The organism is Agromyces tardus (genome assembly GCF_003710805.1).
GTDB lineage: Bacteria > Actinomycetota > Actinomycetes > Actinomycetales > Microbacteriaceae > Agromyces > Agromyces tardus.
This window is the reverse complement of sequence record NZ_RHHB01000021.1, coordinates 37537-51138: the sequence shown is the minus strand read 5'-3', so window position 1 is coordinate 51138 and position 13602 is coordinate 37537. Positions and strand designations below refer to the sequence as shown.

Below are 13602 nucleotides of genomic sequence, written 5' to 3'. Positions count from 1 at the left end.
CCGCGTCGCCCGCCGCAGCGACGGCGACGGCCGTCGCGCCCACGGCGGTCGCGAAGCCGACCGCGGCGACGGCGAGTGCGAGGAGCGCCGGTCGCAGCCGGGGAGCGGCGACCGCGGCAACGGCCGCGATCGCGAGCGGCGCGAGCAGCACCGCGAGGATGACGGGCGCGGGGACGAGGGCGGATGCCGCGCCGCCGAACGCCGTCTCCCAGCCACCCCACCCGGCGACGGGCTGGCCGAGCGCCAACTGCCACGTCGTGGGCGTTGCGCTCCCGACGGGCAGGCCGGGATCGGCGAGGAGCGAGAGCGGGGTGCCGCGGCCGACCTGCTCCACGATGAGCGGCAGCGCGAGCGCGAGCGCCGGCAGTGGGATGCCGATGAGCCGCACCGAGGCGCGTCCGCTCACGGCGAGCGCGACGATCCACCCCAGGAGGAGCGCCGGGGCGAGGCTCGGCGCGCACGCGACGACAGCCGCGAACAGCAGCGAGGCGGTGGCCGCGGCGGCCCACGAGGTCGCGGCGCCGAACACCGCGAACGCGAGCCACGGCAGGAGCACGTGGGCGAGCACGGGACCGGGACGCCCGTCGGCGAGCGCCGTGAGGAAGGTCGGGGCGAGCCCCCACACGATCCCGGCGGCGACCCGCAGCGAGCCACGCTCGGAGAGCCGCGAGGCCGCGAACCAGGCCCCCAGTGCCGCTGCGGGAATCGCCGCGAGCCACACCGCCGTGACGGCGGCCGAAGGCGCCCAGAAGGCGGCAGACCCGAGCACGGCGAGCACCCCCGAGAACGGGTCGGCAGCCCCGACGAAGCCGGGTCCGACGTCGCGCCATCCGTACGCGGCATTGCGCCAGAGCTCGCCGAGGTCGCTCGACAGCGGGAGCAGCGCGCCGCCGCCGACGCCGCCCGCGCCCACGAGCCAGAGGAACAGGACGACGGATGCGGCGACCGCTCCGAGCAGCAGCCACCCGCCGCCGGTGCCGAGGAACTGCAGCTCCTCGACGCGACCGCGCGCCCGTTCGCGGCGTTCCTCGGCGGCGTGCTGGCGCCGGTGACGCAGCTCGTCGGACTGCATGCGCAACGGCGCGATCGACGACCACGGTGCGGTGCGCTCGCGGCGCAGGACGCGCCGCGACCGAGCCACGCGCCCCGGCGTCGCCATCGCGCGGAGCGCGGCGCGGAACTCCCCGCCGATCGCGCCGGGGGCCTTCGTGAGCAGGAGCCGCACCGAGCGGAGCAGGGCGAGCGGGAGGAGGCTCAGCCAGTGCAGCGGGACGATCGCGGCGGGCGCGTACGCGAGCCGGCGATGGAGTTCCTCGGCGCGCGCCTCCCGCGCGCGCCGACGCGCGGCACGTCCGCCCGAAGCCATCGCCTGGCCGGCGACGCCGGCGCCGGCGAATCGCACCCGGGCGGCGGGCACGGCCTCGACGCGGTGTCCGGCGAGGCGCGCGCGCACGCAGAAGTCGAGGGCGTCGTCGGCGGCGGGCAGCGCGGGGTCGAAGCCCTCGAGCGATCGGAACACCGCGTGTCGCACGAGCATCGCCGCGGGATCGACGCCGAGCACGTCGCTCAGACCGTCGTGCTGGCCCTGATCGAGTTCACCGTCGACGAGGGGCACGCTGCGCCCGAAGCGCGTGAGCGTGCGGCCGAACGCCACGATCCGCTCGGGGGCGTCCCAACCGGCGAGCTTCGGGCCGGCGACCGCGACCGACTTCGCCGTCTCGAGCGTGCCGACGAGGGCTGCGAGGGCGCCCGGCTCCGGTGCGGTGTCCTCCGCGAGCAGCCACAGCGAGTCGGCGTCGGATGCGGGCGGATCGAGCAGGCGCTCCACTGCCCGCACGGCCTCGCCGAAGGGCAGCGGCTCCTCCACCTGCACGACGTGGCTCGGGTGGGCCGAGGCCACGGCGTCCCGCGTCGCCTGGTCGGGGCGCATCAGCACCACGGCGAGCGCGTCCGGCGTCCGGCGCTGCGCCGCGAGGGCGTCGAGCGTCTCGCGGAGACGGTCGCCGCCGTGCTGCACGACGAGGATGGCGGTGACTCTGGGGAACATCGGGGACAGCCTAGGCGGCTGCACCCGCGGCATCCGTCATGGCTGCGGGCGTGCCTCGAAACGAGGTTCGAGGATCGACGGACGCGGCCGTGCGACACGTCGCCCGCCCGACGGGCCGGCGGCTGCCGACTCGTCGTACGGGCGGCTGCTCAGCCCGCGCGCCGGCGCAGCTTGCGACGTTCGCGCTCGGAGAGCCCGCCCCAGATGCCGAACCGCTCGTCGTTCGAGAGGGCGTACTCGAGGCACTGGGATCGCACCTCGCATCCGGTGCAGATCTTCTTCGCGTCGCGAGTGGAGCCGCCCTTCTCGGGGAAGAACGCCTCCGGATCGGTCTGCGCACACAGCGCATCGCTCTGCCACGCCAACGGATTGTCGTCGTTCGCGCCCCCGCGCACCCCCGGAACGCCGAGGCGAACCGGATCGACGAACCAATCGTCAGGTACTCCAGAACGATATTCAGGAATTCCCATATCGTCTCCCACCCAGTTGTACCGACAGCCCGAGGGGCGTGTCACGACCAATTACACCGGTGTAATTCGCAGGAGTCAAGTCGGGAATCGTAAACCCTCGATCGTGCATGGAGGCTTCACCCCGTCCACGACACGCCGCTGGCGTGTCGGAGTTGTGACGTCGCGCCCGGCGGATGCCGTGCGCGACGTCACTCGGCGGCGGCCCGACGCGCCGACCAGGCGCTCGCGACCATCTCGGCGAGCGTGTGCCGCATGCGCCAGTCGAGGTCACGGGCGGCGAGCTCGCCCGACGCGACGATGCGTGCCGGGTCGCCCGGTCGACGCGGCCCCACCTCGGGATCGAACGCGATGCCCGTGACCTGGGCGACCGCGCGCATGATCTCCCCCACCGAGACGCCGTCGCCGGAGCCGAGGTTGTAGACGGCCTCGATCGGCTCCCCGGCATCGAGCCGTCGCGCGGCCGCCACGTGGGCGTCGGCGAGGTCGGCCACGTGGATGTAGTCGCGCACGCAGGTGCCGTCGGGGGTCGGATAGTCGCCGCCGTTGATGCGCGGCGTGCGGCCCTCGAGCAGCGCGTCGAAGACGAGCGGGAAGAGGTTGTGCGGGCTCGGGTCGTAGACCTCGTCGGTTCCGGAGCCCACGACGTTGAAGTAGCGCAGCGAGGTGTGGCGCAGGCCCGTCGCGACGGCCTGGTCGGCGAGCAGCCACTCGCCGATGAGCTTCGACTCGCCGTACGGCGATTCGGGATGCTTCGGCGTCGACTCCGTCACGAGGTCGGTGTCGGGCGTTCCGTAGACCGCCGCGCTCGAGGAGAAGACGACGCGATCGACGCCCCGCGCCTCCATCGCGGCGAGGAGCGTCGCCGTGCCGGTCACGTTCTGCTGGTAGGTGTGCAGCGGGCGCTGCACCGAGACGCCGGCGTACTTGAAGCCCGCGAGGTGCACGACGCCCTGCACGCCGTGCCGCTGCATGGCCGATTCGAGCAGCCCGCCGTCGAGGATGGTCCCCTCGACGAACTCCACGCCCTCGGGCACGAACTCGCGCCGCCCCGAGGAGAGGTCGTCGACGACGACGGTGTCGATGCCCTGCGCGCGGAACGCCCGCACGACGTGCGAGCCGATGTACCCCGCGCCTCCGGTGACCAGCCAGCTCATGTCCGCCTTCCGTCGCCGGTGCTTCCGGCGTCGTGACGATGCTAGCGGGCGGCGCCGGGGCGGCGAGGTGCGTGACGGATGCCGCGGGGCGGGCCGCCGCGCAAGCGGGACCCGGCACCCGGCAACCGGCGGCGACCCCCGGCCGCCGGCGGGCCGCGGCGCTCAGGCGTGCCGTGCGGGGAGGTTCTCGGCGTGGCGCACGCGGTCGCGGATCTCGGGACGACCGTAGCCGTCGTCGTCGAGCCGGAGGAGCGTGGCGACCGAGCCCCAGACGGCGAGGCCCACGAGGACGAGGAGCACGATGATGGTGGTCATGGCAGAAATTCTCCCTCTTGCAACATCCTGCCGACAGTGGCAGCATGGTCACGGATCGACACATTCCTGCCAACGGAGGTTCCCGTGCTCCACTCCATCGCCTGCATCGCGGTGCCCCAGATGGCGCCGTTCGAGTTCGGCGTGATCTGCGAGGTCTTCGGCATCGACCGCAGCGAACAGGGCGGCCCCACGTTCGACTTCCACGTCGTCGCCGCCGAGCCCGGCCCCATCCCCACGAAGCTCGGGTTCGACGTGGTCGTGCACGAGGGCCTCGAGGCCGCGTACACCGCCGACCTCGTGGCGGTGCCCGCATCGCTCATCGACACACCGCCCGACGAGCGCGTGCTCGAGGTCATCCGCCACGCCGTCGCGCGCGGCGCATGGGTGCTCTCGGTCTGCTCGGGCGCATTCACGCTCGGCCACGCCGGGGTGCTCGCGGGGCGCCGCGCGACGACGCACTGGATGTACACCGACCGCATGGCCGAGATGTTCCCCGACACCGAGGTCGACCCCGACGTGCTCTTCGTGCAGGACGGCAAGGTCGTCACCGGCGCCGGCACCGCCGCCGGCATCGACGCAGCGCTCCACATCGTGCGCGCGGAGCTCGGCGCGAGCGCCGCCAATATCGTCGCCCGCCGCATGGTCGTACCGCCCCAGCGCGACGGCGGGCAGTCCCAGTTCATCCAGACCCCGGTCGCCGAGTGCCGCAGCGACTCCTTCGCTGAGGTCACCGCCTGGATGCTCGAGCACCTGGACGAAGAGCTCACGGTCGACCGTCTCGCCCGCAAGGCCCTCATGTCGCCGCGCACGTTCGCCCGCAAGTTCCGCGCCGAGACGGGCACCACCCCGAACGCGTGGCTCAACCGCCAGCGCCTGCTGCGCGCTCAGCAGCTGCTCGAGGAGACCGACCTCACGCTCGAGGAGATCGCCCGTGAGACCGGCTTCGGCGCGGCCGCCGTCATGCGCCACCACTTCGTGAAGGTGCTGCAGACCACGCCGACGCAGTATCGCCGCGTGTTCGGTCCCCGCCAGGCCGGCTGAGGGACCACGCGTCGCGCGAGGCCGATCAGACGAACAGGCGCCCGACGCGGAAGCGTGCGAGCACCAGCCCGGCCAGCATCGGGACCAGCAGCGCGGCCGTGAAGATCGCGATCGACGGCGCGCCCACCGCACGGCCGATCGCGATGAAGAGCGCATGCCCGAGGATCACGGGCAGCGCGACGCCGGCGAGCAGCGTCACGATCCGACCGGCTCGTTCCGGGATGCGATGCTGGACGCCCTCGAAGAACAGGATCATGCCGCACGAGATCGCGGCGCTCACCAGCACGGTTGCGATCGGCGCTCCGAAGCCGGCCGCCTTCATGTCCACGGGCGGCACGACGCCGGAGATCGAGAGCGCGAGGCCGACCCCGGCGAGTGCGAGCCCGATGGGAACGGGCGCGGAGATCTGCCCGCGCACTCGGCGCAGGCCGTCGCCGATGGCCATGAAGACGAGTGCCGCAAGCGCCACGCCCGCCGACCACGGCACCCAGCGAACCCACTCGGGCTGCACGTAGGCGAGGGCGAGCACGGCGACGCCGACCACGAGCGGAAGCCATTCCCACAGTGCGGAGAACGCGCGCATCGCGACGGCGGCCACGAACAACGCCGTGACGAACCAGAACGCGGCGTACTGTCCGCCGAGCCGGGCGCCGCCGAGCAGCAGGTTCATGGGATCCGGCCACTGCCTCGTTCCCACGATGTCGGTGAACAACGCCCAGCCGAGCGTCACGACCGCCAGCCAGAGCACGTACGGCACGAGGAGCGAGCGCGCCCGCTTGCGCACCTCGCCGAGGAGGGAGCGCCCGGGGCGCCACAGGTACCCGCTCAGCACGAAGAACACCGGGACATGCCAGATGAAGAGCGCCGGATGGGTGAGGCCCGTGGCCCAGACATGGCCGAACACGACCGCGACGACCCCCATGAGGCGCAGCCCGTCGATTCCGGCGGAGCGCGTCGCGACCGGGGTCGGGGTCGGGGAACGGAGGTCGGTGGGCTGCACCGCGGTATTCTCGCACGTCGCGGCCGGACGATCGCTGGAGACCACCCCGCGCCGATCCCCGTGCGGCTCAGGCAGGGGCGCGTCCGGTCGTCGCGATCCACGCGATGCCCGCGCCGCTCACCGCGAGCCTGGCCTCGTCGGGAGTGACGTACACGGCGGTGCCGCGCGCGAGGTCGGTGCCGCCGAGCGCGCCCGTGAGGTGCACGTCGCCGCCCTCGGCGACCACGATCGCGGGGCCGTCGATCGCGACGTGCGCGGCATCCGCCCCCGCCTCGACGCGGTGCAGCACGAAGTCCGGCACGTCGGGCCGGAACGTCTGCACGCCCGGCGAGGGGGTCTCGGGCTCGAGCCGCGGGGGCGCGATCGGCGTGAAGTCGAGCACCTCGAGGAGCTCGGTCACGTCGATGTGCTTGGGCGTGAGCCCGCCGCGCAGCACATTGTCGCTCGACGCCATGAGCTCCATGCCGAGCCCGCGCAGGTAAGCGTGGATGTTGCCGGCCGCGAGGTACAGTGCCTCGCCCCGCCGGAGCCGCACGCGGTTGAGCAGCAGCGAGATGACGATGCCGGGATCGCCGGGATACTCGGCGGCGAGGTCCGTCACGGTCGCGAACGACTCCGCGTAGGGCGACCCCAGCGCGATGTCGGAGGTCGCGAGCAGCGTGACGCGCTCGACGACCCATGCGGCCTCCCCCGTGTCGCCGCCCCGCCCGTCCCGGAGCAGCCACTCCACCGTGTCCTGCACCGGCTCGCTGCCGGACAGGCGGGCCTCGAGCAGGTCGAGGGCCGCGGGCTCCGGGCGCTCGGACGCGGCATCCGCGGCACGGAGCGTCTCGAGGACGCCCCGCACCTCCTCGAGCGGGCGGAAGCCCGAGAGCGCGTCGAACGTGTCGCTCACGGCGACGATGAGCTCGGGCTTGTGGAACCGGTCGCGGTAGTTGCGGTCGTACGCGTCGAGCGCGATGCCGTCGAGGTCCTCGCGTTCGTAGCCCGCCTGCGCCTGCTCGGTCGTGGGGTGCGCCTGCAGCGAGAGCGGCCGGTCGGCGGCGAGGACCTTGAGCAGGAACGGAAGCCGCGCACCCCTCGCCGCGAGCGCGGGGCCGAGCGCCCGCACGGGATCCGCGGCGATCCACTCGACGAGGTCGGCGTGGCCGACGGATGCCGCGTCGACGATCGTCGCGGGCGACGCGGGGTGCGCCCCCAGCCACAGTTCCGCCTCCGGGCCGCCGGTCGGCTCCGAACCGAGGAATCCGGCGATCGCGGTGTGCGATCCCCACGCATAGTCGCGAGGGGTGTTGCGGATGGCGACAAACATAGGTGAGGGGTTCCTTCCCGGGTTTGGCACCAAACTACCAACGACTGCGGTGCCGCCCGGCCGCCGACTTAGGCTCGCGGCATCCGACCACGCATTGGAGCTGTCATGACCTTCGAGCCGCTCGCGAGCGACTTCTTCTCGTACGAATCCCTGCTCACCGACCGGGAGAAGGAGGCGCTCGCCGCGCTGCGAGGCTGGCTCGAGCGCGACGTCAAGCCCATCGTGAACGACCACTGGGACCGCGGCGAGTTCCCCATGCAGATCGTGAAGCCGCTCGCCGAGCTCGGTGCGCTGTCGTACGCGTGGGACGAGACGAAGCCCTTCAAGAACTCGGCCGTGTTCCGGGGCTTCGTCGCGCTCGAGCTGGCGCGCGTCGACGCATCGGTGGCGACGTTCGCGGGAGTGCAGAACGGGCTCGCCACCGGGTCGATCGCGATCGCCGGATCGACGGAGCAGCGCGCGGAGTGGATCCCGAGGCTCGCGTCGGGCGAGGTCATCGGCGCCTTCGGGCTCACCGAGCCGCTCTCGGGCTCGGACAGCGCGCGCGGCCTGCGCACGACCGCGCGTCGCGAGGGCGACGAATGGGTGCTCAACGGCGCCAAGCGCTGGATCGGCAACGCGACCTTCTCGGACATCACGATCATCTGGGCGAAGGACGAGGCCGACGGCCAGGTCAAGGGCTTCATCGTGCCGACCTCCACGCCGGGCTACACCGCCACGAAGATCGAGCGCAAGATCAGCCTGCGCGCCGTGCAGAACGCCGACATCACGCTCGAGCACGTCGTCGTGCCGGAGTCGCTGCGCCTGCAGAACGCGAACTCCTTCCGGGACACGGCGGCGGTCCTGCGCCAGACCCGCGCCGAGGTGGCGTGGTCGGCGGTCGGCACGTCGATCGGCGCCTACGAGGCCGCCGTCGCCTACGCGAAGCGGCGCGAGCAGTTCGGCAAGCCGATCGGCGCCCACCAGCTCATCCAGGACCTGCTCGTGAAGTGCCTCGGCAACATCACCGCGTCGCTCGGCATGGTCGTGCGCGTCTCGGAGATGCTCGACCGCGGCGAGCAGCGCGACGAGCACTCGGCCCTCACGAAGGCGTACACGACGGCCCGGATGCGCGAGACCGTGGCGTGGGCGCGCGAAGCGGTCGGCGGCAACGGCATCGTGCTCGACTACGACGTCGCGCGCTTCTTCGCCGATGCCGAGGCGCTCTACTCCTACGAGGGCACGCGCGAGATGAACACCCTCATCGTCGGGCGCGCCATCACGGGCGAGGCCGCCTTCGTCTGAAGCGGCGGTGCGCCCGGCCCCGCCCGGCGCACCCGCTCCGCCCTCCCCGAGCCGGATGCCGCGACGCTCCCCTACGAGCGCCGCGGCATCCTTCATGTCGGGCGCGCCGCCCCGCGATAGCCTTGTGCGCATGGCAGCAACGCGACGCGACACCCTCATCGGAGCGTTCGCGACGTTCTCGCTGTTCACGGTGCTCGCAGGGCAGTTCTGGCGCAACCTGCTCGGCTACTGGGGGTGGGGCGTCATCGCCCTCCTGGTCGTCGTCGGCGCCGTCGTGGTGCTCGTCCGCGTGCGGCCGGCGTTCGCGTGGCGGCGGGTGCCGAAGTCCACGATCTTCTTCCTCGCGCTCGCTGCCCTCTCGATCGCGTGGTCCTTCTATCCGGGCGCGTCGGCGCTCGGCGTGACGCTCACGCTCGCCTCGACCCTGCTCGGCGTGACGCTCGTGCTGTGCGTGCCGTGGCCCCGGCTCGCGCGGGCGCTCGCGGCCGCGATCAAGTGGGTGCTCGCGCTCTCACTCGTGTTCGAGGTGTGGGTGGGGCTCTTCGTGCACGAGCCGGTGGCGCCGAACTTCGTCGAGTGGGCCGGCGAGGACGTGCCGAGCGCGTTCTACTGGTCGCGCGGGCTCCTGTTCTCGGGCGGTCCGATCGAGGGGATCGTCGGCAACCGCAACCTGCTCGCGATGGTCGCGCTGCTCGGGGTCGTCGTCTTCGGCTGCCTCGTCGCCGCGGGCGCCATGCACCGCGGCCGCGGCATCGCGTGGATCGTCGTCGCCGTCGGCATCCTCGCGCTCACCCGGTCGGCCACCGTCATCCTGTGCGCCGCCGTCGTCGCCGTCGCGCTGGCGTTCGCGCTGTCGGCGCGCCGCGTCGGACCCGACCGCCGCCGCGGCGTGTACTGGGCCGCGGCGGGCGCCGTGGCGGCGTCCGTCGCGCTCGTCGCCGTGGGGTGGAACCAGCTGCTGCAACTGTTCGGCAAGTCCGAGGACCTCACCGGGCGCTTCGACATCTGGGCGTCGGTGACCGAGCTCGCGAGCCATCGCCCGTGGTTCGGCTGGGGCTGGGTCGGCTACTGGGTGCCGTGGGTCGAGCCGTTCGACGACCTCGCGGTGCGCAAGGGCGTCACCTACCTGCAGGCGCACAACGCGTGGCTCGACGTGTGGCTGCAGCTCGGCATCGTCGGGGTGCTCGTGTTCGCCGCGATGGTCGTCGGCGCCCTCTGGCGCTCGTGGTTCCTCGCCGTCGACCGGCCGATGGATGCGTCGGGCGACCCGCTCCCCTATTCGGCCGCCGCGCTGCTTCCCCTGCTCGTGCTCGTGTCGCTGCTCGCCCAGAGCCTCGCCGAGAGCCGGATCCTCATCGAGGGCGGCTGGGTGCTGCTCATCGTGATCGCCTGGGCGACCAAGCAGCGGCAGTGGGCGCCCGAGCCGCTGCCCGCGACGACGACCGCCTCCGGCACGGCCCGATGAGCGCCGAGCACGGTCCGGCGCGCGTCGCCGGCGTCCTTCGACCGTTCGCGTCCTCGGCGCGCTTCGCGCAGGCACTCACGCTCACCGCGATCGGCATCGCGTTCGCCTCGCACGCCCTCCGCGCCCTCATGGGCTGGCCCGGCTACCTCGCCGCCCTCGCGGCGCTCATCACGCTCTGCGGGGTGTCCCTCGTCGCGCGGTGGCGCGCCGTCGAGTGGTACGGGATCCTGCCGCTCACGATCCTCGTCTTCATCGGCTGGTGCACGGCGTCGATCCTGTGGAGCTCCACGCCGGCCGCCACCGCGACCCGGGTCGTCTACCTCGTCGCCTTCGCGATGCTCGGAATCTACATCGCGCTCATGCGCGACACGATCCAGATCGTGCGGGCCTTCGGCGACGTCCTGCGCGTGCTGCTGGGCGTCTCCCTCGCGCTCGAGGTGCTCTCGGGCATCCTGATCGACCAGCCGATCCCGTTCCTCGGCATCGCGGGCAACCTCGCGGAACTCGGCCCGATCCAGGGCATCTTCGCGTCCCGCAACGTGCTCGGGTTCGTGTCGCTCATCGCGCTCGTCACCTTCATCGTCGAGTGGCGCACCCGCAGCGTGCAGCGCGGCAGGGCGATCGCGTCGGTGTCGATCGCGTCGGCGTGCGTCCTGCTCTCCGGGTCGCCGGGCACCTTCGTCGCGCTCGGCTTCGCCCTGGTGGCCCTCGCCGCCCTCTACGGCCTGCGGCGGGTGGCTGCCGCGAACCGGTGGCGCTGGCAGCTCGCGTTGCTCGCGACCGCAGCGGTCGCCCTCACGGTCGCGTGGATCTTCCGCGTGCGCATCATCGGGCTCCTCGATGCACGCGACGACTTCGACGTGCGCCTCGAGGTCTGGCGCGAACTGTCGCGCTACCTGAGCCTGAACCCGCTGCAGGGCTGGGGCTGGGTGGGCACGTGGCCGGATGCCCCGCCCTACCGCTGGATCGAGTCGGCCGCGGGCCGCGACCTCTCCTCGGCGCTGAGCGCCTACGTCGACACGTACTTCCAGGTGGGCGTCATCGGCGCCCTGGCGTTCGTCGCGCTCATCGGCGTCGCCCTCGTGCGTGCGTGGATCCTCGCATCGGATCGGCGCAGCGTCGTCTACCTGTGGCCCGCGCTCGTGCTCGTCGTGATCGCCGTCGTGAGCTTCGCCGAGAGCTTCGCCCTCCTCGAGGGCGGCTGGATGCTCCTCGTGGTGTGCGCCGTGAAGGCGGCGCGCGACATGAGCTGGCGCGACGCGCTCGCGTCTCGGCGGGCGCCGGCGCCGGGGCTGCCCTCCGCGTCCTGACCGAGCGGCGACGTCACACGGGCTGCACGAGGTCGCGCAGCACGTCCTGTGCGCCGAGCCCGTACCGCCCGTAGCGCCCGCTGCGCCATTCCCGCCACACCGGACGGAGCCGGGCGAGGCGCGGCTCGGGCAGCGCCGCGCGCACCTGCTCGTGGGCGAGCTTCGCGCGCACGTCGGCGACCACCGACGCCTCGCCCGCCGAGATCGCCGGAAGCCGCTCGGCCAGGTCACGCGCGCGGTCGAGCAGGCGCGCGTTCCGAGCGCTGCGCGGCTCCCGCAGGCGGTCGATCCGCCCGCTCGCGCCGAGGCGCGACACGCCGATCTGGTTGGCGCCGTGCTGGCGGTAGTCGATGACCGGCTCCGCGAGCACGGCGATGCCGCCGCCGACGGAGGCCACGACCGCGAGCCACTCGTCGTGCACCCACGACGCGGGGAACGGCCGCGCGCGCTCGACCAGGCTGCGCGACACCATCATCGTCGCCCCGGTCAGCAGGTTCCGCTTGAGCAGCTCGTGGAACGCGCCGTCGCCCGCGAGGCGCCGTCGCGTCGACGGCCCCACGCCGAGCGTCTCGAACAGCGACGACCCCAGGGGCGCTCCCGCGCCGTCGACCAGGCGCGCGTCGGCCGCGACCAGGTCGAGGCCGGGTCGCGCGGCGAACGCATCCACCGCACGCGCGACGCGATCGGGATGCCAGACGTCGTCCTGGTCGCACAGGGCGACGAGGTCACCGGATGCCGCGGCGAGCGCCTGCTCGAAGTTGGCCGTCACGCCGAGCGCCACGCCGTTCCGCAGCACGACGAGCGCCGGCGCCGCGGCATCCGTCGCCCGATGGTCGGCGAGGAGCTGCTCGGCGAGCTCGGGCGTGCCGTCGACCGAGGCGTCGTCGGACACGACGATCTCGTCGACCGGCCGCGACTGCGCGAGGATGCTGCGCAGCTGGTCGGCGACGTAGGTGGCGCCGTTGTGCGTGCCGATCGCGACGGAGACCCGCGGGGACCGACTGCCGTCACCGGCCATCAGCGGTCCCGCTTCAGGCCCACGTTCAGCACGCCGAGGAACATGCCCGACATGATCGTCTGCGCGCCGAGGATCATGAACAGCACGGCGGGGATGGCGAACCGCAGGGTGGCCCGGGTGTCCAGTGCCCCGAACCCGCCTGAGGCCCAGCCCGTGAACTGGACGATGGCGATGACGAGGCCCACGACGAAGAGCGCGAGTCCGACGAGCGCGCCGCTCTCGAGGCTGATGCGTCGTTCGAGGCGGTCGAAGTTGCGCGACCGGGGTATGCGGAAGCCCTCGTGCTGGGCGTAGATCTTCGTGAGGATCGCGAACAGCACCGACTGGTACCCCACCACCGACAGCGCCGTGAGGTAGAGCTGGGTCAGCACGTCGAGGCCGAGGTCGCCGAGGGCGATCGGCCCGAAGGCGAGGAAGAGCGTGCCGAGGAAGCCCACGAAGAACGCGACCGCCCCCGGGATGAGGAACAGCCAGCGCGGACTGAAGATGAGGAGGAAGCGGAGGTGGCGCCAGCCGTCGCGCCAGCTGCGCAGGTGAGGAGGGCGGCTTCGGCCGTCCTTGTCGAGCGTCGTCGGCACCTCCGAGACCCGGAGGCCGCCGAGGGTGGACTTCACGACGACCTCGCTCGCGAACTCCATGCCCGTCGTCTGCAGGTGCAGGTCGAGGATCGCCTGACGGTTGAAGCCGCGGAGTCCGCAGTGGAAGTCGCCGATCGGCGAGCGGAAGAGCACCCGCCCGATCCACGACAGCACCGGGTTGCCGAGGTACTTGTGCAGCGGGGGCATCGCGCCGTCGGCGATGCCGCCCTTGAAGCGGTTGCCCATCACGAGCTGGTCCCCGGCGCGGAGCCGCTCGACGAACAGGTCGAGGTTCGAGAAGTCGTAGCTGTCGTCGGCGTCGCCCATGATGACGTACCGGCCGTGCGCGGCCTCGATGCCCCCCATGAGGGCGCTGCCGTACCCCTTCGCGGGCACGTCCACGACCCGGGCACCGTGCGCTCGGGCGATGTCCTGCGAGCCGTCGGTGCTGCCGTTGTCGGCGATCACGACCTCGCCGATCACGCCGCTGCGAGCGAGGTACCCGCGCGCCTTGTCGATGCACACCGCGAGCGTCTCGGCTTCGTTCAGGCACGGCATGACGATCGACAGCTCGATCGCCTCGGTCGATGTGGTCATGCGGCTGGGGT

The 13602-nt window shown here is 72.7% G+C and carries 12 protein-coding genes; 4 read left to right on the top strand and 8 right to left on the bottom strand.

The window, feature by feature from the left end:
• From EDM22_RS11475 to EDM22_RS19565, 4 genes are all read right to left on the bottom strand, one after another.
• On the bottom strand, positions 1-2047 hold a 2047-nt coding region (locus EDM22_RS11475), incomplete at its 3' end, for a glycosyltransferase family 2 protein (protein ID WP_170964102.1).
• A 149-nt stretch (positions 2048-2196) separates the two neighbouring features.
• Positions 2197-2517: a WhiB family transcriptional regulator gene (locus EDM22_RS11470; RefSeq protein ID WP_122937192.1), complete on the bottom strand. Its 321-nt coding sequence runs from the start codon at positions 2515-2517 to the stop codon at positions 2197-2199.
• Between the two features lie 188 nt (positions 2518-2705).
• Positions 2706-3671: a UDP-glucose 4-epimerase GalE gene (gene galE, locus EDM22_RS11465; protein ID WP_122937191.1), complete on the bottom strand. Its 966-nt coding sequence runs from the start codon at positions 3669-3671 to the stop codon at positions 2706-2708.
• Between the two features lie 162 nt (positions 3672-3833).
• Entirely contained in the window at positions 3834-3986 is a 153-nt protein-coding gene (locus tag EDM22_RS19565) for a hypothetical protein (protein ID WP_170964101.1), read from the bottom strand.
• Between the two features lie 84 nt (positions 3987-4070).
• On the opposite strand from EDM22_RS19565, the gene EDM22_RS11460 reads away from it, so the two are divergent.
• On the top strand, positions 4071-5027 hold the full coding sequence (locus EDM22_RS11460) for a GlxA family transcriptional regulator (protein WP_122937190.1): 957 nt from the start codon (positions 4071-4073) through the stop codon (positions 5025-5027).
• Positions 5028-5052: 25 nt separating this feature from the next.
• On the opposite strand, the gene EDM22_RS11455 is transcribed toward EDM22_RS11460, so the two are convergent.
• Positions 5053-6027 (bottom strand): acyltransferase family protein, encoded by a 975-nt coding sequence (locus EDM22_RS11455; RefSeq protein WP_138708072.1) that lies wholly within the window; start codon positions 6025-6027, stop codon positions 5053-5055.
• A gap of 67 nt (positions 6028-6094) precedes the next feature.
• A complete protein-coding gene (manA, locus tag EDM22_RS11450; RefSeq protein ID WP_122937188.1) occupies positions 6095-7339 on the bottom strand; it encodes a mannose-6-phosphate isomerase, class I in 1245 nt (414 codons plus the stop codon).
• 105 nt (positions 7340-7444) lie between these two features.
• On the opposite strand from manA, the gene EDM22_RS11445 reads away from it, so the two are divergent.
• The 3 genes from EDM22_RS11445 (at position 7445) to EDM22_RS11435 (ending at position 11398) form a co-directional block, all read left to right on the top strand.
• Positions 7445-8623 carry an acyl-CoA dehydrogenase family protein gene (locus EDM22_RS11445; protein WP_122937187.1) on the top strand — a complete coding sequence of 393 codons (1179 nt, stop codon included), beginning with the start codon at positions 7445-7447 and terminating at the stop codon, positions 8621-8623.
• Between the two features lie 130 nt (positions 8624-8753).
• Positions 8754-10088, top strand: a complete 1335-nt coding sequence (locus tag EDM22_RS11440; RefSeq protein WP_122937186.1) for an O-antigen ligase family protein — start codon at positions 8754-8756, stop codon at positions 10086-10088.
• The gene (locus EDM22_RS11435) at positions 10085-11398 is read left to right on the top strand and encodes an O-antigen ligase family protein (protein WP_122937196.1); all 1314 of its coding nucleotides are present in this window, start codon (positions 10085-10087) and stop codon (positions 11396-11398) included. The genes EDM22_RS11440 and EDM22_RS11435 overlap by 4 nt, the downstream gene beginning before the upstream one ends.
• Positions 11399-11411: 13 nt before the next feature.
• Here EDM22_RS11435 and EDM22_RS11430 read toward each other — a convergent pair whose 3' ends face one another.
• The gene (locus EDM22_RS11430) at positions 11412-12416 is read right to left on the bottom strand and encodes a glycosyltransferase family 2 protein (protein ID WP_122937185.1); all 1005 of its coding nucleotides are present in this window, start codon (positions 12414-12416) and stop codon (positions 11412-11414) included.
• Entirely contained in the window at positions 12416-13591 is a 1176-nt protein-coding gene (locus tag EDM22_RS11425) for a glycosyltransferase family 2 protein (protein ID WP_122937184.1), read from the bottom strand. Before EDM22_RS11425 ends, EDM22_RS11430 begins: the two co-directional genes overlap by 1 nt.
• Between the last annotated feature and the right edge of the window lie 11 nt (positions 13592-13602).